General features: G+C 71.7%; 16 protein-coding genes and 1 pseudogene. 8 read left to right on the top strand and 9 right to left on the bottom strand.

All coding sequences use genetic code 11. The annotated features are described in order from the left end of the window. Positions 1-104 precede the first annotated feature (104 nt). The 3 genes from AB0M27_RS38595 to AB0M27_RS38585 form a co-directional block, all read right to left on the bottom strand. Positions 105-746, bottom strand: a complete 642-nt coding sequence (locus AB0M27_RS38595) for an alpha/beta hydrolase (protein WP_365729271.1) — start codon at positions 744-746, stop codon at positions 105-107. Positions 747-756: 10 nt separating this feature from the next. Continuing rightward, on the bottom strand, positions 757-1,650 hold the full coding sequence (locus AB0M27_RS38590; protein ID WP_365729269.1) for an alpha/beta hydrolase: 894 nt from the start codon (positions 1,648-1,650) through the stop codon (positions 757-759). A 121-nt stretch (positions 1,651-1,771) separates the two neighbouring features. Next, the gene (locus AB0M27_RS38585; RefSeq protein WP_365729268.1) at positions 1,772-2,221 is read right to left on the bottom strand and encodes a hypothetical protein; all 450 of its coding nucleotides are present in this window, start codon (positions 2,219-2,221) and stop codon (positions 1,772-1,774) included. 141 nt (positions 2,222-2,362) lie between these two features. Between AB0M27_RS38585 and paaK the strand changes: the two genes are divergently transcribed. The 3 genes from paaK (at position 2,363) to AB0M27_RS38570 (ending at position 5,207) form a co-directional block, all read left to right on the top strand. Beyond that, the gene (gene paaK, locus AB0M27_RS38580; RefSeq protein ID WP_365729266.1) at positions 2,363-3,661 is read left to right on the top strand and encodes a phenylacetate--CoA ligase PaaK; all 1,299 of its coding nucleotides are present in this window, start codon (positions 2,363-2,365) and stop codon (positions 3,659-3,661) included. Positions 3,662-3,870: 209 nt separating this feature from the next. Then, positions 3,871-4,203 carry a metalloregulator ArsR/SmtB family transcription factor gene (locus AB0M27_RS38575; RefSeq protein ID WP_365729264.1) on the top strand — a complete coding sequence of 111 codons (333 nt, stop codon included), beginning with the start codon at positions 3,871-3,873 and terminating at the stop codon, positions 4,201-4,203. 101 nt (positions 4,204-4,304) lie between these two features. After that, on the top strand, positions 4,305-5,207 hold the full coding sequence (locus AB0M27_RS38570; protein ID WP_365729263.1) for a TIGR03620 family F420-dependent LLM class oxidoreductase: 903 nt from the start codon (positions 4,305-4,307) through the stop codon (positions 5,205-5,207). Here AB0M27_RS38570 and AB0M27_RS38565 read toward each other — a convergent pair. Continuing rightward, positions 5,204-6,700 carry an acyl-CoA synthetase gene (locus AB0M27_RS38565; protein WP_365729262.1) on the bottom strand — a complete coding sequence of 499 codons (1,497 nt, stop codon included), beginning with the start codon at positions 6,698-6,700 and terminating at the stop codon, positions 5,204-5,206. The two genes, AB0M27_RS38570 and AB0M27_RS38565, sit on opposite strands and share 4 nt — an antisense overlap. 5 nt (positions 6,701-6,705) lie before the next feature. Between AB0M27_RS38565 and AB0M27_RS38560 the strand changes: the two genes are divergently transcribed. The 3 genes from AB0M27_RS38560 to AB0M27_RS38550 all read left to right on the top strand — a co-directional run bounded on the left by AB0M27_RS38560 (position 6,706) and on the right by AB0M27_RS38550 (position 12,381). Then, positions 6,706-8,337, top strand: coding sequence for a cytochrome P450 (locus AB0M27_RS38560; RefSeq protein ID WP_365729259.1), 1,632 nt, complete (start codon positions 6,706-6,708; stop codon positions 8,335-8,337). Then, positions 8,312-9,328 (top strand): (-)-alpha-amorphene synthase, encoded by a 1,017-nt coding sequence (locus AB0M27_RS38555; protein ID WP_365729256.1) that lies wholly within the window; start codon positions 8,312-8,314, stop codon positions 9,326-9,328. Before AB0M27_RS38560 ends, AB0M27_RS38555 begins: the two co-directional genes overlap by 26 nt. Before the next feature lie 143 nt (positions 9,329-9,471). Further along, positions 9,472-12,381, top strand: coding sequence for an AAA family ATPase (locus AB0M27_RS38550; protein ID WP_365729272.1), 2,910 nt, complete (start codon positions 9,472-9,474; stop codon positions 12,379-12,381). Positions 12,382-12,414: 33 nt separating this feature from the next. Here AB0M27_RS38550 and AB0M27_RS38545 read toward each other — a convergent pair whose 3' ends face one another. From AB0M27_RS38545 to AB0M27_RS38525, 5 genes are all read right to left on the bottom strand, one after another. After that, positions 12,415-13,965 carry an acyl-CoA synthetase gene (locus AB0M27_RS38545; protein WP_365729254.1) on the bottom strand — a complete coding sequence of 517 codons (1,551 nt, stop codon included), beginning with the start codon at positions 13,963-13,965 and terminating at the stop codon, positions 12,415-12,417. Further along, positions 13,962-15,074, bottom strand: a complete 1,113-nt coding sequence (locus tag AB0M27_RS38540) for a nitronate monooxygenase family protein (protein ID WP_365729252.1) — start codon at positions 15,072-15,074, stop codon at positions 13,962-13,964. The genes AB0M27_RS38545 and AB0M27_RS38540 overlap by 4 nt, the downstream gene beginning before the upstream one ends. 83 nt (positions 15,075-15,157) lie before the next feature. After that, positions 15,158-16,723: an NAD(P)/FAD-dependent oxidoreductase gene (locus AB0M27_RS38535; RefSeq protein ID WP_365729250.1), complete on the bottom strand. Its 1,566-nt coding sequence runs from the start codon at positions 16,721-16,723 to the stop codon at positions 15,158-15,160. Positions 16,724-16,873: 150 nt separating this feature from the next. Further along, positions 16,874-19,126, bottom strand: coding sequence for a serine/threonine-protein kinase (locus AB0M27_RS38530; protein WP_365729247.1), 2,253 nt, complete (start codon positions 19,124-19,126; stop codon positions 16,874-16,876). Positions 19,127-19,241: 115 nt separating this feature from the next. Next, positions 19,242-20,084 (bottom strand): oxygenase MpaB family protein, encoded by an 843-nt coding sequence (locus tag AB0M27_RS38525; protein WP_365729243.1) that lies wholly within the window; start codon positions 20,082-20,084, stop codon positions 19,242-19,244. 154 nt (positions 20,085-20,238) lie between these two features. On the opposite strand from AB0M27_RS38525, the pseudogene AB0M27_RS38520 reads away from it, so the two are divergent. Next, a pseudogene (locus tag AB0M27_RS38520) lies at positions 20,239-20,613 on the top strand (alpha-hydroxy-acid oxidizing protein); the annotation flags it as partial. 316 nt (positions 20,614-20,929) lie between these two features. Beyond that, a complete protein-coding gene (locus AB0M27_RS38515) occupies positions 20,930-25,108 on the top strand; it encodes a S8 family serine peptidase (RefSeq protein ID WP_365729241.1) in 4,179 nt (1,392 codons plus the stop codon). The last annotated feature ends 101 nt before the right edge of the window (positions 25,109-25,209 follow it).

The following is a 25,209-nucleotide window of genomic DNA, read 5'->3' as shown; positions in this document are numbered from 1 at the left end:
CGCGCTGCCCACCGGCACCAGGACGTGACCACGATCAGCACACCCACCACCCGCCGACACCGGCCACGCGGAGCAGCACTGGGCGCGGGATTCCACCTCCACGCTCACGCAGCCCCGCCCAGGTGGGAAGAACCCGCACCGGACCCTACGGTTCCCATGGGATCGCTTAGCTGATTAGAGACGCTGGTGGGACCGCCCCCGATGACCAGCGTCGGCATGGTGATCCGGTCCATGTGGTCCCACCACACGGGATCGGGTGCGTTGCGCTGCTCGTCGGTGGCCCGCACCATCGCCCAGTCGAACGGCAGCTCCCCCGCGGGCCGTTCGGCGGGCGGCCGGGGCGGGTCGAGCGGCACGGGTGCGCAGACGTCCTCCAGCACCAGCCGTCGTACGACACCAGGATGACGCTGGGCCAGCAGGTAGGCGACGAGGCCGCCCAGCGAATGGCCCACGACATCGGCGTCGCCGAGGCCGAGGGCGGTCAGCAGGGCGAGGACGTCGTCGCTCATCGCCTCGGCGCGGTAGTCCCCCGGCCAGTCGCTGTGTCCATGGCCGCGCAGGTCGGGGGCGTACACCCGGCGCGGGTGCGGGGGTGCCGCGAGCCGTTCGGCGATGTGCGTCCAGTCCGCGCCGTCCGCGCCCCGGCAGTGCAGCAGCACGACGGGCGGGGCGTCCGCCGGCCCCCAGGACCGGCAGGCCAGGGTGATGCCGTTCGCCTCGACGGTGTGCAGCGCAGCGGTCTCCATGCCGGGCACGCTAGCCGGGCGTTCCGGTCCCGGCCGCCTGCTCTGCCGAGGGCAGAGCCGGGCCGGCCGAACCGTCGAGGAAGGCGAGGGCGCGTTTCAGGAACCATTCCGGGTCGTCCAGCCAGGGATAGTGACCGGCGCCGGGCTGGACGGCGACCTCGGCGTTCGGGAACGTCTCGGCGGCACGGCGGACCACGTCCGGGCGGGGGCCGCCGTCGAGTTCCCCGGCGAGGAGGAGGACCGGCGCGGTCAGTTCGGCCAGGGCGGTGCGGGTCGCGCCCGGGGTGAAGGCGCCGTCGGCGAAGTAGCGGTCCGCCGCCTCCTCGTTGGTCTGCCGTACTTCGGCGTCCGTGTGCGCCCGGGCCGCGTCGTCCCAGCGGCCGTGGAAGAACGGCAGGAACACGTCGTCGAAGTCCGCCTCCCCCGCCAGCCAGGCCCGGAAGGCCGGGAACGCCTGCGCGAACCACGGCTCGTCCGCGCGCAGCCGGGCCGCGGTCAGCCGGTCCTCGGGGGTCGCCCGCAGGCCCAGGGCGGAGGGGTTGGGCGTGATGAGCAGCAGCCGCCGTATCCGCTGCGGGTGGCGGGCCGCGTAGAGCATGGCGAGGGCCGCGCCCGCCGAGTGGGCGAGCAGATCCATGTGTTCCAGGCCCATGTGTGCGCGCCACACCTCGACGTCCTCGACCATGCGGTCGCACCGGTACGTCGCCGGGTCCGCCGGCAGCGCGGAGTCCCCGGTGCCCCGCAGGTCCAGCAGGGCCAGGCGGCGGTGCGCGGCCAGCCCACCGAGGTCACCGAGGTAGGCGGAGGCACGCATGGGGCCGCCGGGAACGACGGCCAGGGGTTCGCCGGCGCCCCGCAGGTGGTAGGCGAGCCGGGTGCCGTCGGGTGTGGTGAAGGTCGGCATGGTCGTGATCATGTCGGTCGGCCCTGGAGCGGCGCAACGCTTTACCATCCGGGGCGCGTTACCACCCGGCGCGCGGTTTGCCACTCGGGGCGCGCCTTACCACCCGGCGCGAGAGGGCGTCCTACAGGGCGATGGGCCGGTGGGCGAGGAGCTCGTCGACGATGCGTTCGGGTGGGGCGTCCTGCTCGGTCACGCCGAAGGACCGGGGATGGGCGACGTTCACCTCCAGCACCAGCCGGTAGTAGTCCGCGTCGGGATCACCGGTCGCGTATCCGGCCCGCATCCTTCGGACGATCTCGATCAGCTCGTCCCGGGTGATGTCCGGCACCCGTGGCCACGCCGGCCGGGCCGCCTCCAGAGCGAACTCCTCCAGATCGCGCGCCGCCCACCATTCCAGAAAGGCGAACGGGTCGTACGCGTGCCCGGTCGCCGCGTTGAAGGCGTCCACGGCACGGCGCCCGACCTCCTCGTCCTCGCGCAGCAGCGCCTCGATCCGTTCGATCTCCGCGCCCACCTCCGCCAGCCGCTCGGCTGGCACGGGCGGGGGCAGCAGTTCCCTTCGCAGCTCCATGTGCCCATTCTCCGGTGCGAGAGGCGCAGAAAATCTTCGCAGCCCTCTTGCCTGGAGCCGCATGGCCTGAATTACTGACCCCGACGGGTCGACCGAATGATCGGTCGTCCGGTATGTGAGTGCGGCGAGGGAGACGACTCGATGGCGGATGCGACGAACCTGTTCGACGCGGGCGAACGGCTCGGGCCCGGGGAACTGCGGGAACTCCAGCTGGAGCGACTGCGCGCCTCGCTGCGGCATGCCTACGACAACGTGCCGTTCTACCGGGAGTCCTTCGCCAAGGCCGGCGTCCGCCCCGAGGACTGCCGCTCCCTCGCCGATCTCGCTCGTTTCCCCTTCACGACCAAGGCGGACCTCAGGGAGAACTACCCGTACGGGATGTTCGCCGTGCCGCGCGAGCGCATTCGCCGGCTGCACGCCTCCAGCGGCACCACCGGACGCCCCACGGTGGTCGGCTACACGGACAACGACCTTTCCATGTGGGCCGACATGGTGGCGCGGTCGATCCGGGCGGCCGGCGGGCGGCCCGGTGACATCGTGCATGTGGCCTACGGCTATGGGCTGTTCACCGGTGGTCTGGGCGCCCACTATGGTGCCGAGCGCCTGGGCTGTACGGTCGTCCCGGCCTCCGGCGGTATGACGGCCCGGCAGGTGCAGCTGATCCAGGATCTTCAGCCGGCCGTCATCATGGTGACCCCGTCCTACATGCTCACGCTGCTGGACGAGTTCGAGCGGCAGGGCGTGGATCCGCGCGGCACCTCGCTGCGCGTGGGCGTCTTCGGGGCCGAGCCCTGGACCGAGCAGATGCGGCACGAGATCGAGGAGCGGTTCGCGATCGACGCCGTGGACATCTACGGGCTGTCCGAGGTGATCGGCCCTGGTGTGGCGCAGGAGTGCGTGGAGACCAAGGACGGGCTGACGATCTGGGAGGACCACTTCTATCCGGAGGTGGTCGACCCGATCACGGGCGAGGTGCTGCCGGAGGGCGAGCAGGGCGAGCTGGTGTTCACCTCGCTGACCAAGGAGGCCATGCCGATCATCCGCTACCGCACCCGGGACCTCACCCGGCTGCTGCCCGGCACGGCCCGGGCGTTCCGGCGGATGGAGAAGATCACCGGGCGCAGTGACGACATGGTGATCCTGCGCGGGGTCAACCTCTTCCCGACCCAGATGGAGGAGATCGTGCTCCGCACGCCCGGTGTGGCGCCCCACTTCCAGCTCCGGCTGACCCGGGAGGGCCGGCTGGACCGGCTGACCGTCCGGGCCGAGGCCCGCCCGGACGCGGGCCCGGAGGCGCGGGACGCGGCGGCCCGGTCCATCTGCGCGGCCGTCAAGGACGGGATCGGGGTGTCCGTCGACGTGGAGATCGTGGAGCCGGAGTCCCTGGAGCGCTCGGTCGGCAAGATCCGCCGGATCGTGGACCTGCGGCCTCGGGCCTGAGGACAAGGGCCGCCGGGGCCGTGTACGGGTACGGCGGCGAGGGCAGGCCATGGCGCACCCGACCCGGCCGGTCGCCCCGCCCCACCCGCCCCACGTCACGCCAGCCGGCGACCGCCCCGAGAAAGCGGCACTGCGCCGCAGGGTCGGTGGCTGACCGGGGTCGTATCGACGTACCCCGAAACATCGGTGCCGCTCTATACTCCGAACCCATGACGGACACCGCCCCCACCCCGGACCCCGACCTGGTCAACGCGCTGCGGGCGCTGTCCAACCCGATGCGGCTGCAGATGCTGCGCTGGCTGCGCGAGCCCGAGCGGCACTTCCCGATGGAGACGGCCACCGCCGATCCGGCCGAGGTGGGTGTGTGCGTGAGCCACATCCAGGCCAAGGCGGGCCTGGCCCAGTCGACGGTGTCGGCCTATATGGCGGAACTCCAGCGCGCGGGCCTGGTCCGGGCCACCCGCGTGGGCAAGTGGACCCACTACAGGCGGGACGAACAGCGCATAGCCGACCTGGTCGCGGAGCTGGGGCGGTCGCTCTAGCCCACTCGGCATCACCCGTGCCGGCCGCGCCTTGCAATTCATATCGAGAATCTGCGATATTTCGAATCATCGCACCGACCCGACGCGTAGGGAGAGACACGATGGCGGGGAAGAACGGCCTGGACCTCGGCACGTTCGGGATCTACACCTTCGACTTCGAGCACCAGCCGGCCGCGCGGATCCGGGACTCGGTCCAGGAACTGGAGGATCTGGGCTGGCGGGCCGTCTGGATCCCGGAGGCGCTCGGGCGGGACGCGTTCACGCACGCCGGGTTTCTGCTCGCTTCGACGCGGCGGCTAGGGGTCGTGAACGGCATCGCCCGGATCTGGTCCCGGGAGGCGACCTGGGCACACGGTGCCGCTGTGCTGCTCGCGGACGCCTATCCGGGGCGCCATGTGCTCGGTCTGGGCTTCGGCGGGCAGCCTCGCCCGGGAGTCAAGCCCCTCGCCGCGATGGCCGGGTACCTCGACGAGTTGGACGCCATGGAGACGCACAACCCCCGCCCGGCACAGCCCGTCCGGCGCCTGCTGGCCGCCTACGGCCCCAAGATGCTGGAGCTGGCCCGCGACCGCGCCGAGGGGGCCCAGACCTACCACGTGAACACGGCCCACACCGAGCAGGCGCGGGAGATCCTCGGGCCGGACGCCTTCCTGGCCGTCGAGCACGCAGCGCTGTTCGAGACCGACCCGGACCGGGCCCGCGCCCTCGCGCGCGAGCACCTGCACGGCTACCTCGAAACCCCTTACAACCTCGCCAAGTTCCGTCGCCTCGGATACACCGACGACGACCTCACCGGCGGCGGGAGCGACCGGTTCGTGGACGACCTGGTGTTCTGGGGCGACCCGGACACGGTCGTACGGAAGCTGCAGGCGCATGTGGAGGCGGGCGCCGATCACGTCGCCGTGCAGGTGATCGGCGTAGAGCCGGGCGAATCGGCGCTGCCCCAGTGGCGGTTGCTGGCCGACGCCCTGCTGCCGTCGAAGACCGCCGACTGCCTCGGCTAGCCGCTGAAGCGGTCCCTCAGTTCGCGCTTGAGGATCTTCCCGCTGGCGTTGCGCGGCAACTCGTCCACGAACAGCACCCGTTTGGGCGCCTTGAAGGGCGCGAGCTTCTCTTTCACATGGGCGACGAGCTGATCCTCCGTCACCTCGCCGCGCAGCACGACGACCGCCGTGACGGCCTCGATCCACCGCTCGTCGGGCAGTCCGATCACGGCGGCCTCGGCGACCGCCTCATGGGTGTACAGGGCGTCCTCGACCTGGCGTGAAGCCACCAGTACGCCACCGGAGTTGATGACGTCCTTCACACGGTCCACGATCGTGAAGTAGCCGTCGGCGTCGCGCACCGCGAGGTCCCCGGAGTGGAACCAGCCGTCCCGGAAGGCCTCGGCGGTCTCCTCGGCCTTGTCCCAGTAGCCCTCGCACAACTGCGGTGAGCGGTAGACGATCTCTCCGGGCGTGCCGGCGGGCACGTCCTCGCCCTGCTCGTCCACGACCCGTGCGTCCACGAACAGCACGGTCCGTCCGCACGAGTCCAGCCGGCCCGCGTGCTCGTCGGGGCCGAGGACCGTGGCCAGCGGGCCGATCTCGCTCTGCCCGAAGCAGTTGTAGAAGGCGAGCCGCGGCAGGCGCTCGCGCAGCCGCTGCAGCACCGGGACGGGCATGATCGACGCGCCGTAGTAGGCCTTGCGCAGGCCGTCGAGCCGACGGGTGGCGAAGTCGGGCCGGCCCGCCAGCGCGATCCACACCGTGGGCGGCGCGAACAGGCTGTCCACGCGGCCCGCCTCGATCAGGTCGAGCAGCCGGTCCCCGTCGGGCGCGTCCAGGATGATGTTGGTCGCGCCGACGGCGAGGTACGGCAGCAGGAACACATGCATCTGCGCCGAGTGGTACAGCGGCAGCGCGTGCACCGGACGGTCACCGGCGCTCAGATCCAGGGCGGTGATCGCGCTCAGGTACTCGTGCACGAGGGCCCGGTGGGTCATCATCGCGCCCTTGGGCAGGGCGGTCGTACCGGAGGTGTACAGCAGCTGCACCAGGTCCTCGGCGCGCGGTTCGGGCCCGTCGTACGACGGTGCGTCCGCCAGCCGGGCGAGCAGCGAGCCCTCGGTGTCCCTGAGCGGCAACACCCGTACGCCGTCCGGGAGCCGGCCGGCCAGGTCCGGGTCGGCGAGGACGAGGGTGCTGCCGGACTGGCCGACGAGGTAGGCCAGGTCGTCCCCGGTGAGGTTCTGGTTGACCGGCACATGGACCAGGCCCGCACGGGCGCAGGCCAGGAAGCCGATCAGGTAGGCGTCGGAGTTGTGGCCGTAGGCGCCGACCCGGTCGCCGGGTGCGAGGCCCTCCGCGAGCAGCACCGAGGCCGCGCGGGAGACGGCGTCGTCGAGATCCTCGTACGTCCAGCGGCGCTCGCCGTACTCCACCGCGCGGCGGGCCGGGGTGCGCCGGGCGCTGCGGCGCAGCACCCCGTCGACCGTGCTGCCGTGTCCCTGCGTCATGGCTCATGATCCTGGGTCCGCCGCGGAGACAGGTCAAGGTCCCCGCAGGCGCAGGCCACATGCGTTTTTGCTTCCGCGTGCCCCCGTGCGCCCCTTTGGAGAATGGATTCGGAAAACCGATCAGCGCTGACCCTGGGCAGGACATGTCTCGGACGCGAAGTCCGCAGCAGTTCACACATTTCACGTCTCACGTCGAGCGGGAGGCATCCATGAGCCGTGCTGTGCCTGCACAGAAACGAACCTGGAGGACGGGTACTGCTCCCGGCATATTCCCCGTCCTCGGCCACGGTATCGCCTTATACCGTCGGCCGCTGGCGTTTCTGAATTCTTTGCCCGCGCACGGAGATCTGGTCGAGATACGGCTGGGCCCCCAGCACGCCTGGATGGTGTGCCACCCGGAGCTCACCCACGAGGTGCTCATGGATCCGCACACCTTCGACAAGGGGGGCCCGCTGTACGACAGGCTCGGCAAGCTGATGGGAGACGGTCTCGTCACCTGCCGCCAGCCGGCGCACCGGAACAAGCGCAGGCTTCTGCAACCCGGCTTCCGCCCGTCCTACGTCGCCCACTACACGGACCTCGTCACCGAGGAGGCCGAGGCGGTGTGCCAGGCCTGGCCGGCGGGCCGGACGGTTCCCGTCACCGAGGCGATGATGACCCTCACGACCCGCGTGATCAGCCGGGTCCTGCTCTCCGACTCACTGGACGACACGACGACCGCCGAGGTGCGGGACTGTCTCACGGACGTCGTCCGTGGCCTGTTCGTCCGCACGGTCGTACCGATCGACGCCCTGTTCCGCCTCCCCACACCGGCCAACCGCCGCTACCGGCACGCGCTGTCGCGTCTGCACGCGGTCATCGACGCGGCGATCGCGGAGCGCCGCCGGGGCGCCGACCGCGACGACGTGCTGGGAACGCTGCTGACGGCCGCGCGCGGCGACGGCGAAGCGGCGGCGATCACCGACCAGGAGGTCCACGACCACCTGATCACGCTGCTCCTCACGGGCGTCGAGGCCCCGGCGCTGTGTCTGGCCGACGCCTTCAGCCTGCTGGCCCGCCATCCGGAGGCGGAGCGCCGCCTGCACGCCGAGCTCGACGCCGTCCTCCCCGGAGGCCGACGGCCCGGCCCCGAGGATCTGCCGCACCTCGTCTACACCCGGTGCGTCGTCTCCGAGACGCTGCGCCACTCGTCCCCCGGCTGGCTCTTCACCCGCGTCGCCACCAGGGACACCGAACTCGCCGGGAGCCGTCTGCCCGAGGGAGCCACCGTTCTGTACAGCCCGTACCTCCTGCACCACGATCCCACGTCGTTCCCCGACCCCGAACGTTTCGACCCCGACCGCTGGTTGCCGGGGAAGCCCACCACCGAACAGCGCCGCGCGCTGATGCCGTTCTCCGCGGGCAACCGCAAATGCCTCGGCGACGAGTTCGCCATGGTGGAGGCCACGCTGGCACTCGCGACCCTCGCCGGCCGACGGCGCCTGCGCCATCTGCCCGGGTACGTCGAGCGGGCACCGCGCCCCGCGATCACGCTGGGCCCGCGTTCGCTGGTGATGGCCTGCGAGGCCCGTTCACCCATGCCTTCGGGCGCATCGGACTCCCGAACGGCAGGTGACCCCGTTGTCGACAACGCATGAGGAAATCGCGGTCGCCGTACCGGACGCAATTCCGGTCTCCACCCTCAGGGACCTGATCGACAGCCACCTGCACATGCCCTTCCCGTTCCAGCGCAACTCCCATGAATCCGAAGCCGCGGCCGGCGTCGACGCATGGCTGAGTGCGTGGGGGCTGACCGGCGAACCGGGTGTGGCGGCGATGATCGTCCGCACTCGGCCCGCGGAACTCGCGTCGTATACCAGCGCCACCGTGGATTCCGGTCTGCTCCAGATCGTGGCGAACCAGATCGCCTATCAATTCGTCTTCGACGACCGGGCGGAAGAACTCGGTCGGCGCTCTCCGGGTGGGCTACTGCCGATGCTGTGCGAGAGCATCGAGATTCTGCGGGACTGCCGACCGCCCAGCACTCCCCTGGGAGCGGCCCTGGCCGATCTGCACCGACAGGTCGAGGAGCGGTGCACCCCCGCGCAGGCCGTGCGATGGGCCTGGCAGAGCCGTGAATACGTGCACGGCCTATTGTACGAAGCCGTGGCCCAGGCCGAGCCCTTCCTGCTGCGGACCGGCGACTGCACCTCCATACGGGCGCTGACCGCGGGCGTAGAGCCGTTCTACCCCCTGTACGAGGCCGCCCAGCCACGCGAGCTGTCCCCTGCCGAACTCCACGACCCCGTGCTACGGCGACTGGCCCGGCTGTCGGCCGACGCGGCGGTGTGGACGGCCGACCTGTTCTCGGCGGTGAAAGAACAGCGTGCGGGGGAAATGATCAATCTGGCCCTGGCCCGTCGGCGCGAGCACCGGTGCTCTCTGCAGGCCGCCGTCCTCCTGGCCGTCCAAGAGATCAACGCGACGATCGAGGAGTTCCAGAAGCTCTACGCGGAGATCGAACCGGAGTTGAGCCATGCCGCAGTGGGCTACGTGGAGGCCATGATCGGCTGGATCCGCGGGTGTTATCACTGGTCCCGCACCGTGCCACGCTACGCGGACGTGGCGTCGGTGCCCGCCGCGCCGTAGCCCGATCAGATCCCATACCCGGCATACGGGCATTATCCCATCCACAGCCAATGATTCACCTTATGGAGTCCAATCCCTCCAGGCCCACCTTCACGAGGCGTACGCTCGGCTCCCCGGCCGAACGACAGAAGGCGGTACGGCACATGGCGGTGAAGCCGCGGCAACCGATCATGACGCAACGCGCGTTGATCGAGCGCCGACGGGAACTTCAGGCCCTCGATTCCGCGTTCCGGGAGCTGCGGCGCACCGCCGACGGCTTGCCGCGAGCGAGGCGCAGGGGACTGCTCGCCTTCACCGGGCCGGCCGGACTGGGCAAGACGGCACTCATCACGGAAGCACGCGCCCGGGCCGCGGCCCATGGATTCACCGTGTTGTCGGGCAGGGGCGGGGAGACGGAACAGGGGTCGGCCTTCCGCGTGGTACGCCAGTTGGTGCAGCCGTCGCTGGCGAGGATGGACGAGACGGAGCTCCGCGCCTTCCTGGGAAGTTGGTACGACATCGTCGCCGCCGTGCTCGGTCTCGAGGCGAGGGGCCCAGGTCCTGCGCCGGACAGGACGGGGGTCCGCGAAGGCCTCGACTGGGTCATGACACGCCTTGCGGTGAGGAAGGCGCCCGTCGTCCTGCTCCTGGACGATCTGCACTGGGCCGACGCCGAGTCCCTCAGCTGGCTCGACTCCTTCGCGTCACGCGTCGAGGACCTTCCGCTGCTCGTCGTGGTCGCCTACCGGCCCGACGAGCTGCCGTCCGAAGCGGGCCAACTCCGCACGCTCGTGGGACACCGCGGAGACCGCCCGTACGACCTGGCGCTGCTCACCGCCGACGGCGTGGCGCGGATCGTGAGGAACGAGCTGGGTGACGCGGCCGGGGACCGGTTCTGCAAGGAATGCTGGTCGGCCACCGGCGGGAGCCCCTTCGAAGCGGTGGAGCTCGCCATCGGACTCGCCGAGCGGAAACTGAGCGGCACCGAGGACGACCTGCCCGCGATGCGGGAGCTCGCCGCCGCGATCAAGGGCCCCGGGCTGATCGATCGTCTGGAACGCCTCGACACGGCGACCGTCCGCTTCGCGCACACCGCGGCCGTACTGGGTTCGCCCTTCTCACCGCAGCTCGCCGCGACCATCGCGGTGCTCGGCGAGGAAGCCGCGGCCGAGGCGACCCAGAAGCTGCGCCAGGCCCGGATCCTGGCCGACGGCCACGGCCCCGAGGGTGAGCTCGAGTTCGTTCACCCGCTGATCGCCACGACGATCTACCGGTCCATCCGCACGGCGTTCCGGGCCGGCCTGCACAACATCGCCGCACAGGCCGTCCTGGCGGCGGGATACGGGCCCACGGCCGCCGCCCGGCATCTGCTGGAGGTGCCCTGCGAGGGCAGGCCCGAGGCGGTCGCATGTCTGCGCGAGGCCGCTCGCGAGTACCTGCGCGCCGGAGCGACCGAGGCTGCCCGGCGGCTGCTCACCCGCGCGCTGCAGGAGCCGCCTCTGCCAGAGGACCGGGCCGCGGTCCTTCACGAACTCGCATGCGCCACATTCCTGATCGAGCCCACGGCCACGGTGAGGCATCTCCGCCAGGCGCTGGCGCAGCCCGACATCGACCCCGATCTGCGCGCCTCCATCGTCTATCGGCTGACGACGGCTCTGGCCCACACCGATCAGCTGGCCGAGGCCGTGGCCGTGGCCGCCGAGGAGGTGAAGCAGGCCACGGATCCGCGCGTCCGACTGCGCATGCAGGCCGATCAGTTCGTCTGGAGCATGGTCCGCACCGACGACCCCGACTCGCCCGCCCGCTCCCGGACACTGGCGCGTCTGGCCGGACAGTTGCCCGGTCGCAGTCTGGAGGAGCGCTACATCCTGGGGCTGCGGGCCTGGGACGCCGTCAAGCGCGGCGAACCCCGGCAGACCACGCTCGCGTATGCCGAGAAGGCCCTGCGGGGCGGCATGAGCTGGACCGACGAAACGCGGGGTTTCGAGGTGCCGCTCTCGGTCGCCCTGGTGTTCGTGTACGGCGACCAGCCGCGACGGGCCGAGGAGTTGTTCAGCAAGGGCGTCGCCGAATGCGTGGCCAAGGGCTGGCACGGCTCCCACCTGGCCTTCGGCCAGACCATCGCCGGCTACGTCCGCTACCGCCGCGGCTGCCTCGCCGAAGCCGAGGACCTCGTACGGGAAGGTCTGCGCATCGCCGACAAGGTGGAAGGCGTCGTGGCCGCCCAGTTGTTCGGCGTCAGCATTCTCATCAAGACGCTGCTCGCCCGTGGCCGCATCACCGAGGCACGCGCACTCGCCGACGAGCACCGCTTCGGTGAGATGACTCCGAACGCCGTCATCTATCCCGATCCCCGCACCGTGTACGCGGAACTGCTCCTGGCGGAGGGACGGCACGCCGAAGCCGCGCCGCTGCTGTCCTCGGTCGGGGACTGGCTGGACGGGCGGGCCTGGCGGAACCCGGCCTGGTGCCCGTGGCAGCTGCACCTCGCCTCCGCGCTCGCCCCCACCGCCCCGGACGATGCGGTCGGCCACGCCCTGGACGCTGTGAAGCGCGCGCGGGACTTCGGCGCCGCGTCCACCATCGGTCAGGCCCTGCACACCCTCGCCGAGGTGACCGGCGGGCCGGCGGTACTCGACCTGTACGCGGAGGCCGTCGGTCACCTGGAGCAGTCGCCCGCCGCCTACGAGCTCGCCCGCGCCCAGATCGGCCATGGCACCGCGCTGTCCCGCAACGGGCGGCTGCAGGGGGCCGCCGACCGTCTCTACCAAGGCCTGGAAGGCGCCGTCCACTGCGGGGCGGAGGCACTGGCCGCCCGGGCCAGGGCAGAGCTCTCGGCGGCGGGACTGCGCCCGCTGCCGCTGCGGTATGCGCAGCCGGACACCCTGACCGCTCGGGAACGCCGTACCGCCGAACTGTCCGCCCAGGAACACCCGGTGGCGTTGATCGCCAAGGAGATGCACCTCACCGAGCAGGGCGTGCGGCAATTGCTGTCCAGCGTGTACCGCAAGGTCGGCACCGACGCCGCGGGACTCGCCGGGTTCCTGGAGACCGGAACTCACCCTCGCCCGTGAAGCCGTCGGCCCCGGCCCCGTGTCAGGCCCTGGTCACACCGGCCGCGTGCGCCCCTCCCAGTACGGGTCCCGCAACCGCCGCTTGTAGAGCTTGCCGTTGGGGTCGCGGGGCATTTCGGCGATGAAGTCGACGCTCTTGGGCCGCTTGTAGCCGGCGAGCCGCTCGGCGCAGTGGTCGAGGAGGGCGGCGGCGAGGGCCGGGCCCGGCTCGTGGCCTGGGGCCGGTTCGACCACGGCCTTGACCTCCTCGCCCCAGTCGTCGTGCGGGATGCCGAAGGTGGCCGCGTCGGCGACGGCCGGGTGGGACAACAGCACCGACTCGATCTCGGCGGGGTAGATGTTGACCCCGCCGGAGATGATCATGTCGATCTTGCGGTCGCGGAGGAAGAGATAGCCGTCCTCGTCGAGGTAGCCGAGGTCGCCGACGGTGAAGAAGTCGCCGATGCGGTTCTTGCGGGTCTTGGCCTCGTCCTTGTGGTACGAGAAGCCGCCGGTGGTCATCTTCATGTAGACCGTACCGAGTCGGCCGGGCGGGAGCCGGTTGCCGTCGTCGTCGAAGACCGCCAGTTCGCTGATGGGCCAGGCCTTGCCGACCGTACCGGGCTTCTTCAGCCAGTCCTCGGCGGTGGCGAAGGCGCCGCCGCCCTCGCTGGCCGCGTAGTACTCCTCCACACAGTGCCCCCACCAGTCGATCATGGCCCGCTTGACGTGGTCCGGGCAGGGGGCGGCGCCGTGGATGGCGTGCCGCATGGACGAGACGTCGTAGCGGGCCTTCACCTCGCCCGGGAGGGCCAGCAGGCGATGGAACTGGGTCGGGACCATATGGGTGTGCGTGCACCGGTGGGTGTCGATGAGGCGGAGCATCTCCTCCGGGGTCCACCTGTCCATCAGGACCAGGCGGTGGCCGATGTGCAGGGACGCGCCCGAGAACTGCAGGACGGCCGTGTGGTAGAGCGGTGAGCAGACGAGGTGGACGTTGTCGTCGAACGGCTTGATGCCGAAGATCCCGAGGAAGCCGCCCAGGTAGGCCTCCTCGGGGGCCTTGCCGGGCAGCGGGCGGCGGATCCCGCGCGGGCGTCCCGTCGTACCGGAGGTGTAGTTCATGACCCAGCCGAGTTCCCGGCCTTCGGGCGCGAACTCCGGTTCTCCGTCGAGTAGTTGGGCGTACGGTCGAAAGCCGTGGGCCTCGCCGACCGCGTACCGGTGGGTGGCGGGCAGTCCCGCCTCGTCGGCGGCGGAGCGCGCGGCGGCGGCGAACCGCTCGTGGGCGATGAGCACCTTGGCGCCGGAGTCGGCGACGATCCAGGCGATCTCGGGGCCGACGAGGTGGTGGTTGACCGGGACCAGATAGAGGCCGGCCTGGGTGGCGGCCAGGTAGGCGGTGACGAACTCGACGCCGTTGGGCAGGACGACGGCGAAGGCGTCGCCGCGTTCCAGGCCGGCCGCGCGCAGCCCGTGGACGAGCCGGTTGGCGGCGCCGAGCAGTCGTCCGGCGGTCCACTCCTCGCCGTCGGGGGCGACGAGAACCGGGCGGTCGGGGTTCTGCGCGGCCTGCGCCCAGAATCCGGCGGGGGGTGTGCTCACGACTGGCCGCTCCTTCCGGCGATGCGGTTGATGCGGTCCACGGCCTTCTCGAAGCCGCGGGTGAGGTCGTCGAAGACGGCCTGGACGCTGCGTTCGCTGCTCATCCGGCCGACGATCTGCCCGACCGGCGTACCGAGCAGCGGTTCGACCTCGTACTTCTGGATCCGGGAGACCGCCTCGGCCACGAGCAGCCCCTGCAGCGGCATGGGCAGGGTGCCGGGTCCGGCCGGGTCGTCCCAGGCGTCGGTCCACTCGGTACGGAGCTGGCGTGCGGGCTTGCCCGTGAGGGCGCGGGAGCGGACGGTGTCGCCGGACCCGGCGGCGAGCAGTTTGCGGGTTAGGGCGGGCGCGTGCAGGTCCGCTTCCGTGGTGGTCAGCCATAGAGAGCCCAGCCACACACCCTGTGCGCCGAGTGTGAGGGCCGCCGCCGCCTGCTGTCCGCTGCCGATGCCGCCAGCGGCCAGGACGGGTAGCGGGTCGACGGCCTCCACGATCTCGGGGGTGAGCACCATGGTGGCGATCTCGCCGGTGTGGCCGCCCGCCTCGTAGCCCTGGGCGACGACGATGTCGATGCCCGCCTCCTGATGCTTGCGGGCGTGCCGGGCGCTGCCCGCGAGCGCGGCGACCCGCACGCCCCGGTCATGGGCGCGGGCGACGACGTCGGCGGGCGGGGAGCCGAGGGCGTTGGCCAGCAGCTTGATCGGATAGTCGAAGGCGACGTCGAGCTGGGTGCGGGCGACCTGCTCCATCCAGCCGGTGATACGCCACCCGGACGCCTCGCCCTCGGCCAGCTCGGGGACGCCGTACTGGGCGAGGGTGTCCCGCACGAACTGCCGGTGCCCCTCCGGGATCATCGCCTCGACGTCCGCCTCGGTCACGCCCTCGACCTTCTTCGCCGGCATGACGACATCCAGTCCGTAGGGCCGGCCATCGGCGTGCGCGTCGAGCCAGTCGAGGTCGCGTTTGAGGTCGCCGGGGGCGGTGTAGCGGACCGCGCCGAGCACGCCGAAGCCGCCGGCCCGGCTGATGGCCGCGGCGACGGCGGGGAACGGCGTGAAGCCGAAGACGGCGTGCTCGACTCCCAGTTTCTTGCTCAGCTCCGTCTGCATGGGCGCAGGATGCCGCAGCGGGCCGGACGACGGAAGAGCTTTTCTGACGTCCCGTCAGATTCTTTGCGGGCTTTGGGCGCCGGTTACACGGTGGCCTCCAGTACGGCCATCGCCGCGTTGTGCCCCGGCACCCCGCTCACCCCTCCCCCGCGCACCGCGCCCGCGCCGCACAGCAGGACGTTCGCGTGCCGGGTCTCCACTCCCCAACGGCCCGTGCCCTCCTGGGCGTAGGGCCACGACAGGGCCCGGTGGAAGATGTTGCCGCCGGGCAGCCTGAGGTCCCTCTCCAGATCGAGCGGGGTCTTCGCCTCGATGCAGGGGCGGCCGTCCGCGTCGGTGGCCAGGCAGTCGGCGAGGGGTTCGGCGAGGTGGGCGTCGAGCTGGGCGAGGGTGGACTTCAGCAGTTCCTCGCGTACGGCGTCGTTGTCCCGGTCGAAGAGGCGGGCCGGCGTGTGCAGGCCGAACAGGGTGAGGGTCTGGTAGCCGCGCTCGGCGAGGTCGGGGCCGAGGATGGTGGGGTCGGTCAGGGAGTGGCAGTAGATCTCCGAGGGCGGCACGGCGGGCAGTTCACCGGCGGCGGCCTGGGCGTGGGCGGTGGCGAGCTGCCGGTAGCCCTCGGCGATGTGGAAGGTGCCGGCGAAGGCCTCCCGCGGGTCGACGGCCGGGTCGCGCAGCTCGGGCAACCGGGTGAGCAGCATGTTGACCTTGAGCTGGGCGCCCTCGGCGGGCTCGGGTGACGGGTCGCCGGTGAGGGCGGCCAGTTCCTGCGGGGAGGCGTTCACCAGGACGTGCCGGGCGGCGGCGACGCCCTCGCCGTCGGCCGTGCGGTAGGTGACCTCGGCGGTGTGTCCGTCGGTGGCGATCCGGACCGCCTCGTGCCCCGTCGCGAGGACCGCGCCCGCCGAGCGGGCCGCGGCGGCCAGGGCGTCGGTGAGGGCGCCCATGCCGCCGACGGGCACGTCCCAGGCACCGGTGCCGCCGCCGATGACGTGGTAGAGGAAGCAGCGGTTCTGCGCGAGGGAGGGGTCGTGGGCGTCGGCGAAGGTACCGATCAGGGCGTCGGTGAGCACCACGCCCCGGACCAGGTCGTCCGCGAAGTTCTCCTCGACGGCGACGCCGATCGGCTCCTCGAACAGGGCCCGCCAGGCGGTCTCGTCGTCGATGCGGTGGCGCAGCTCGTCGCGAGTGGGCAGGGGCTCGGTGAGGGTCGGGAAGACGCGTTCGGCGACGCGCGTGGTCATGCCGTAGAAGCGCTGCCAGGCCTCGTACTCGTGCTCGCCGCCGGTCAGCCGGGCGAAGGCCTCCCGGGTGCGCTGCTCGCCGCCGCCGACGAGGAGTCCCATGGGCCGGCCGTCCCGTTCCGCCGGGGTGTACGAGGAGATGGTGCGCGAGCGGACGCGGAACTCCAGGCCGAGGTCGCGCACGATCTTCTGCGGCAGCAGGCTGACCAGGTACGAGTAGCGCGACAGCCGGGCGTCGACGCCGGCGAAGGGGCGGGTGGAGATCGCGGCGCCGCCGGTGTGGTCCAGCCGCTCCAGCACCAGCACCGAACGGCCGGCCCGGGCCAGGTAGGCGGCGGCGACCAGGCCGTTGTGTCCTCCGCCGACGATGACGGCGTCGTATGTGCGGGTGTGCTCGTTCGCAGGCATGGTTCTTCGTAACACGTGATGATCCATTGCGGCCAGAGGTGTGCCCCGGCCGGGGGGCGGGTGGGCTCGGGCGGGGCGGGTGGCATCGGCTGGAGTCCGGGTGGCGTCCAGCCGGGGCCGGATGGCAACGGGCGAGGTCATGCGTCCTCCTCAGGCCCCGCCGGTCGCATGCCGCCGGCGGATCACCGCGACCCTGCGGTACAGCTCGCCGGCCTCGGTGCCCCGGCCGAGGCGCTCCAGGCAGTGGGCCTCGTCGCCGCGCGCGGCGAGTGTGTCGGGGTGGTCCGGGCCGAGGGTCTGCTCATGGGTGGCGGCGACGTGCCGGTACTCGGTGAGGGCTTCGGCCCAGCGGCCGAGCCAGCCGAGGGCGACCGCGATCTCGCGGCGGCTGACGAGGGTGTCGGGGTGGGCGGGCCCGAGGACCTGCTCGCGGAGCAGACAGACGTCGCGGGCCTCGGTCAGGGCGTCCTGCCAGCGGCCGAGCCGGCCGAGGTTGACCCCGAGGCCGTGCCGGGCGCGCAGGGTCTCGGGGTGGGTGGGGCCCTGGACGCGGGTGCGGTCCACGATCAGTTCGCGGTACAGGCGCAGGGCGTCCGCGCCGCGGCCGAGGCGGCCGAGGCTGAGGGCGGTCTCGTAGCGGGCGGCGAGGGTGTCGGGATGGTCGGCGCCGAGCACGCGCGCTCTGGCCCCGGCGACCTCGCGGTAGATGTGCAGCGCCTCCTCCCAGCGGCCCGACTGCCCCTGGGCGTAGGCGACTTCGCAGCGCGAGACCAGGGTGTCCGGATGGTCGGCGCCGAGCACCCGGGCCCGGGCGGTGGCCACCTCCAGCGCCGTACGGCAGGCGTCGTCCGGGCGGCCGAGCCGGCCGAGGATACAGGCGAGGTTGTGGCGGCAGCGCAGGGTGTCGGGGTGGTCGGGGCCCATGGTGCGCACCCGGGCGGCCAGCACCTCCGCGTACACCTGGTGGGCCTCGAAGTGGCGACCCAGCCGGCCCAGCGCGTAGGCCGTCTCCTGGCGGGCGGCGAGGGTGTCGGGATGGTCGGCGCCGAGCACGCGCGCTCTGGCCCCGGCGACGTCCGTGTAGGCGGCCAGTGCCTCGGGGACCTGGCCGGCGCGGACGAGGGCGAAGGCCGCCTCGTAGCGGCTGGCCAGGGTCTCGGGGTGGTCTGGGCCGAGGCGGGCGGCCCGCTCGGCGGCCACGGCCCGGTGCGCCTCGCCCGCCTCGGCCCATCGGCCGAGCCCGGCGAGCCGGACGGCCTCGCGGTGCCGTGCGCTGCGCTCCGCGGGTCGTGCCGTGCGCTCCACGGGGGGTGCCGGTACGGGCCGTCGGGCCTCCGTGGGGCCGTTGTGGCTGGTCGCGCAGTTCTCCGCGCCGCTTTGGGGTGCCGCAGCCCACCGGCACGACAGCATCGCCCCCGAGACCGGCGGCAGCGCGCCGAGACCGGTGCCGAGCGCCTTGGGGCCGGTGGTCATGCCGTGGGTCCAGGCCGGCGACCGGCTCCTGCCCCCCGTCTCCGGGGGCGCCGGCCCGACGGCCCCAGGCAGAGCGCCCGTTGTGCGCCCGCGCCGGAGTCGCCGGACCAACTCTCTTGCGTCGTACGGCCGTTCCTCGGGCCGTTTGGCCAGCAGGTCGAGGATGATCCGCTCGAGGTGGCCGGGCAGTTCCGGGCGGTGTTCGCGTGGGGGCCGGGGTGGGGTGTCGCGGTGGCCGATGAGGATCGCCCAGGCGTCCTCCAGGTCGAACGGCGGTGTGCCGGTGGCGATTTCGTACAGTACGCAGCCCAGCGAGTACAGGCCGCTGCGCTGGTCCACGGCGTCGCCGCCGATCTGTTCCGGGGACATGTAGTGCGGGGTGCCCAGCGCGACGCCGGTGCCGGTCAGCCGGGCGGTGAAGCCGATGTCGTGGCCGAAGCGGGCGATGCCGAAGTCGCAGATCTTGACGGTCCCGTCGGTCAGCCGGACAACGTTGGCGGGTTTCAAGTCACGGTGGACGACGCCCTGTTGATGGGTGTAGGCGAGTGCGGCGGCGACCTGTGCGGCGATGTCCTCCACATCCGCCACCGGCAGCGGATGGCCCTTGTTGTCCTGCAGCAGCCGGCTGAGGTCGCGGCCCTCCAGGAACTCCATCACCAGATACGGGACCCCGTCGGACTCGCCGAAGTCGTGGACGACGGTCACCCCGCGGTGCGAGAGGCCGGCGGCCACCCGGGCCTCGCGGCGGAAGCGCTCGCGCAGGACACGGGCGAGGGACGGATCGTGGTACGGGCCGAGCGGTTTGAGGCACTTCACGGCGACCTGCCGGCCGAGGGACTCGTCCCGGGCCCGCCACACCTCGCCCATCCCGCCCCGCCCGATCAGGTCGAGCAGCCGGTACCGGCCCTGAACCAGCCTGTTCTCCCCCATAGCGATCCGCCGCCCCCGTCGCCGTCCGCCCTGCCGCCGGGAGGCCGGCTCGGGACCGCACCCCACCGCGCCGGCCCGATCCGCACCACACCCCCTGCTCGTCCAGTATGGCGGCCTATCGCCCGACTTTGTACGGTGCCGGACGCGCTTGAGGTCCGAGCCGCGCCATGGCCCGCAGGATGTGTTTGGGCGGCAGTTGCCAGCGCACACGTGCGGGAACGCACCGCAGCAGCACGCCCGTTGCCCGCAGCCCACGGGTGACGACGGCGGGTGCGGGGGCCGGTCTGCCGTACAGCTCATGGGCGTACGGCGGCAGAGCGGCGTACGCCAGGTGTGCCACGCGCCGCCACAGCACCTCGCGCGCCGGGACCAGAAGGGGATGCGTCGGAGGCCGGAGCAGGAAGTCGTCCACTTCACGTGCCTCGGGTCCCGCCGCCAGCTCCGGCCGCACCTTCTCGAAGTACGCGGCGAGTTGGTCCCGGCTCGCCGGTACGGTCTCCGGGTCGAGCCCCACCAGGCGTGCGCTGATCCGGTGTTCGGCTATGTACCGGTCTGCCTGGGCGTCGGTGAGCGGGAAGCCTGAGCGGCGCAGTACGTGCAGATAGGAGTCGATCTCCGCGCAGTGCACCCAGAGCAGCAGCCCGGGTTCGTCGACGCCGTACCGCTCGCCGGTGTCCGGGTCGGTGGCCGACAGCATGCTGTGGATCTTCCGCACCCGGGCGCCGGCCCGCTCAGCGGCCTCGGTCGTGCCGTACGTCGTCGTCCCGACGAAGTTCGCGGTGCGCATCAGCCGGCCCCAGGCGTCGTGCCGGAAGTCGGAGTTCTGAATGACGCCGCGGACCGCGCGCGGGTGCAGGGCCTGGAGGTACAGCGCGCGGACGCCGGCGACCCACATCATGGGGTCGCCGTGCATCTGCCAGGTCACGGAGTTCGGCGTGAACAACCCGGGATCGCCCATGCCCGCAGTGTGACCAGGATTGCTGGTCGGCACCAGGCCCACGTTCACGACCTGCACCGATGCCCTGGCCGCCAGGTACGCCGGACCCGGAGTCGAGCGCTCGCCGGCTGAAGACCATGCGCCCGCGGAAGGCCGTGCGCGCCGCGCGCGCCACCACCCTGACGACGCCCGCCGCGCCGAGGACGCCGGCGTGGACGGCATCTACTGCTCCAACCACGGCGGCCGACAGGCCAACGGCGGACTGCCCGCCCTGGACGCCCTACCTGCCGTGGTCGAAGCCGCCGACGGCCTGCCTGTTCTGTTCGACTCCGGCGTCCGCACGGGAGCCGACGTCATCAGGGCCATCGCCCTGGGCGCCACAGCCGTAGGCGTCGGCCGCCCCTACGCGTACGGCCTGGCCCTGGACGGTGCCGACAGCATCGTCCACGTCCTGCGCTCCCTGCTTGCCGAAGCCGACCTCGTCATGGCCGTCGACGGCTACCCCACCCTCGCCGACCTTGCGCCCGGCACCCTCCGCCGCATCCGCTGACCCGAGACGATCCGTACGTGCCCGGCTGGTCGCCTCCCTATTTCGCGTGGCACCGCAGCGGCGGATGATGCGGCACTCCACTCCGACCGCCGTCAGCTTCACGACGCCATGACGACAACACGGACTCAAAGCCAGTAAATGCCGTGCGACTTCGCCGTTTCGGTGGCGGCTTCCTGCCGGTTGGCGGAAGTCCGCCACCCTGCTCATCTTGTGGCGGCTTTTCCGGGTTGAAAGATTCCCCGCAGCGTGGGCGCTGTTCGGGGGCAGCGCCTTGTCTTTGCTTTCCCCGAGTTCGTTTGTAGGAAGTGGAGCGCCCATGAAACGGCGGAGAAGAGCGATCGCTCGCACCCTCGCCACCATAGCCAGCGCGGCCGTACTGCTCGCCACACCCGTGCAGTACGCGGCGGCCACCGGAGCGCAGACCTCTGTGGCCGATTCCGGCGCGAAAGGTACGTCTTCGGGGGGCGCGTTGCCCGGCACACCCGGGTCCTCGGCGCTCGGTCCGTGGCGCTCGTTCCTGAAGCCCACGCCCGCGCAGTCGGCGAAGAACGACCCGCGCCAGGTCCTTGTGGTACTTGGCTCGGCCACAGTGACCGGCAAGTCGCTGGGCAAGCACCGAAATCTGCAGGTCCGTACCCCGTTGACCTCGGACAGCGCGGTCAACACCGCGCTCCACCGGGCCCACGCGGTATCGATGAGGCCTCTGGTACCGGGTCTCACGGCGGCCCAGGCCCGGCAGTTGCACTCAGCCGCCCAGGCGAAGCTGGGCTCCGCGGCGATCGACCTGTCCAAGATCCAGGTCGTCCAACTGGCCAACGGCGACGCCTCGGCGGCTGCCCGGGCGCTGGCCGCCACACCCGGTGTCGTCTACGCCGAGCCCGACCGGACCGTCTCCCCCATGAACACCGGCGCCGTGCCGCTTCCCTCCTCAGCGGGCGCCACAGCGGGGAAGGCCGGCTCGTCGGCCAGGGGGCAGGACAGCGGTGCGACCGACTCCGACGGTGTGCCCGGCAACGCGGCTCTCGGCACCTCGCTGCAGAGCTTCCTCAACGCCGGTGGCGTCGATGCGACAGGCGCCTACAGCCTGCTGAAGCAGAAGTTCCACCAGCTGCCCGGCGCCGGTGAGACCATCACCAACGTCTCGGTCGGCGACCTCACCGATGAGTCGACGCCGCACCTGGGCACAACCGGGCCGACGACCGTCGTCCAGAACGGCCAGCGGTACCTGGACATCCCCACGATGCCCTTGATCCCCACCTACACCGCGGACGCGACCGGAGCCCTCGACCCGACCGGCTCGACCCAGGGGCAGGACACCGCGCTGGGTGAGGTGCTGCTGGACTTCTCCGTGATGGCACCGCTGCCTCACGACCTGCAGCGCCCGGGCATGCAGGGCAGCGGGGACTCCGACGTCCTGGGCATCGCCCCGGGGGCCGACTACCGGCTCGTCGTCCCGCAGCAGCCGACGTTCAGTCAGATAGCGGTGGCTCTGCTGGCCGCGGCCCGGCAGCAGCCGCGGCCCGATGTGATCACCGCCAGCCTGGGCTACGGCACCGACGCCTACGGGATCGCCGGCCGCTACCTGGAGGACGACCCGGTCCAGCAGTCCGTGATCGCGTCGATCGTCAAGCAGTACGGCATCACCGTAGTGGTGTCGTCGAACGATGGGACCCGGCTGTTCACCAACGCGGCCGTCGGGCCCGACGGCGGCAGCACCGCCACCGACGTCACGCGCAAGGCCGCCGACGCCACCAGGATCGACGACGACCAGCTGTCGACCACACCCAGCAAGGTGCTGGACTCCGGCGCGATCGCCGCGGGCGGCAGCACGACCGACGACACGTTGTCCGTCCCGGCGCAGAACGGCGGAGCTGCGTCGGCCAACGGGACCTGGGCGACCACCAGGCTCAACGGTTCCGGGGTCTTCTCCTCGGGATTCGGCACGCGCGTGGACGTCTCGGCGCCCAGTGACGCCATCCCCGCCTTCGAGCACCGGGGCCGGACCGCACAGTCGGTGACGGAGGTCCTCAACGGCGGCACCTCGGCGTCCGCGCCCGAGATCGCGGCCGCCGCCGCGGTCGTGCTGCAGGCCGCACGGCTGACCGGGCAGCACCCGTCGCCCCAGGACGTCCGTTCGCTGCTGGAGCGCACCGGCCGTGCCGTACCGACTGCGCCGCAGATCGACCAGCCGCTGCACGTCGGTCCGCAGCTCGACGTCACCGCCGCGGTACAGGCGGTCCTGGACCAGGCAGACGGCAGCCGTGCCACCACGGGTACACCCCGGATCGTCCGGCTCTCGGTGGCGCATCGCCAGACCATCGGCGGGCTCGGTGGCTCCTACGTGGAGGCCACCGACCCCGGGCGCATCGACCTGGCCGGACCGGGCACGGGCGCCGGCGCCACCGGTGAAGGCCTGGTGGGGCCGGTGACAATCGGCGCCGACGTGACCGGCCTGAGCGACCGGGACGGCGTCAGCTATGCGCTGCGCATCCACGACCACGAGTTCACCTCCGCTGTGCCGGCGATCCGGCTCACCCCCACGCAGATGCTGACCGCCGCCGGACTTCCGGTCGTCTCCGCCACGGACCGTCAGGTCCCGCTCACCTTCGAGGTGCGCCGCGGCCGCCGGGTGCTGGCCGCCACCACGCACGAGCTGACCTTCGGCCCCACCGACGGCGGCTACGCCGAAGCACTCGCCCCGGTGGTCCAGCCCGTGGTCAAGGCGGGGCATTCCGTTCAGGTGCGCTACGACCTCACCGGAGTGCGCAACGTCAGCTCGCCCCAGCTCGTCGTCTCGCAGGTCGGCCACTGGAACCCCGCATTGGCACCCATATTCTCCGCCGCCTACACCGCCCCTCTGACCGGACTTCGCGGCACGGTCACCGTGCCGGCCGACGCCTTCTTTGCCGGCGGCGGCGTCTACGGCATCGGTATCCTTCAGAACCAGACAGGCAACGCCAAGCACGGCCCGGCGTACGGCGAGTTCGCCTCGGTCCGGGTCGACGGCTCTGACCCCTCGCAACGCCCGGCGGCGCCCACCTTGGCCGCGAAGGGATCCGAAGGCTTCGGTCACCTGCTGGAGATAAGCCGGGCCGCACCGCGGTTCTCAGTGCACTACGACGTGTCGCGGATCGAGGGCGCCACCGGCACGCTGCTGGAGTTCTCCGCGCCGGGACCGAACATGTACAACTCCTACAACCTGGTCAGCAACCAGAACGGCACCACCCGCGACCACGACGGGGTGGACAGCCCCGCCACGCTCGACCGTTCGCTCACGGGCACGCGAGGTACGGCGGACCTCGACGCCCTCGCGCTCAAGCTCCCCTCCTCGGTCGCCTACGACCTGCGGGTGTTCGCCGTCGACCAGCACGGCAAGACCGTTGGGCAGGCTTCGCCGACGTCGCTCCTGGCATACGACGACGGAACGGCCCCCGATGGCACCAACCTGACCGACTTCGCGATCGTCCCCGGCGGCACGTCCGTCGCGGCGGTCGAAAGCCCCACCGGTGAAGGCTCGGTGTACGACTACGACGCCGCCACCGGAACCTATGGGCGCAAGCTGACGAGCGACCCCTCGTACGGCTCCATCTACGAGGTGTTCGGCGTCGACTCCGCCCACCGCACACTGGTCCTGCACAAGCAGACCACCACCGGCGAGCAGTGGCTCGAGACCTACGACACGAGCACCGGCAACCCGATCGGCAGCCGCGTCCGGGTCGATGACCAGTACGTCGTGACGGGCGGACGGGTGGACGCCAAGCGCCACCGCGCGGCGGTGCTCGCTCATCGTTCGAATGACCGGGCGGGCTTCGTCCTGCCCGTGGACACGGCGACCGGCGCAATGGGCACCCCCCTCCAGCTCGACCCCACTCCGGACGGGATAACCTCGTACGGCCTGCTGGACGTGGACGAGTCGACCGGCCTCTTCTCCGCGCAGAAGACCGGTTCCGCCATCAACTGCGTGGGCTCGATCGGCTCCGGAACGGTGGCAGCGGTCGACCTGGACACCGGGACGGTCACCCACAGCCAGGCCGGTATCCCTTGTGCCGGGGACCTCGCCGCCGACCAGAAGGGCAACCTCTACGAAACGTGGTACCACTCCTTCAGCGTCAACTTCGCCGGCACCGGATACCTCGGGCAGCTCGGCGGCGGTGACCCGGTGAATGTCGGCACCGCTCAGGCGCCCCTCGCGCTCGCCGTCGACGGGGAGCACCAGCTGGCGCTGCTCGCCTTCCGGTTCCCGGACCTGAAGCCCACGGGCGGCTTCCAGCAGTACGGCTTCACCGACAACAACGCCACCGGACGCATCGCCGTCGTCGACCTGAAGACAGGCAACACGGTGGGTACGGTGAACGGCGTCGAGTACCCCCAGTTCGGCTCCTGGAACGGCCGGCTCGAAACCCATCGCGAGCGCGTCGTCCAGCTCGACCCGGCAACCCGGACGGGCTGGACGTACGCAGGCGACGGCCTCCAGATCGAGCAGTTCTCCTACTGATCCGATTCGCAGGCTCGACCACCCGGGTCCGCGGGCGCCGGCTCCACCGGATCGACAGGGACCACCGGCTCCACGGGAGCGTCGCAGAACAGCGGCGGCAC

This window comes from Streptomyces sp. NPDC052107 (assembly GCF_040680215.1).
Classification (GTDB): Bacteria; Actinomycetota; Actinomycetes; order Streptomycetales; family Streptomycetaceae; genus Streptomyces.
Note: the sequence above shows the minus strand (reverse complement) of the source record. Positions and strands in the feature narration are given on the sequence as shown.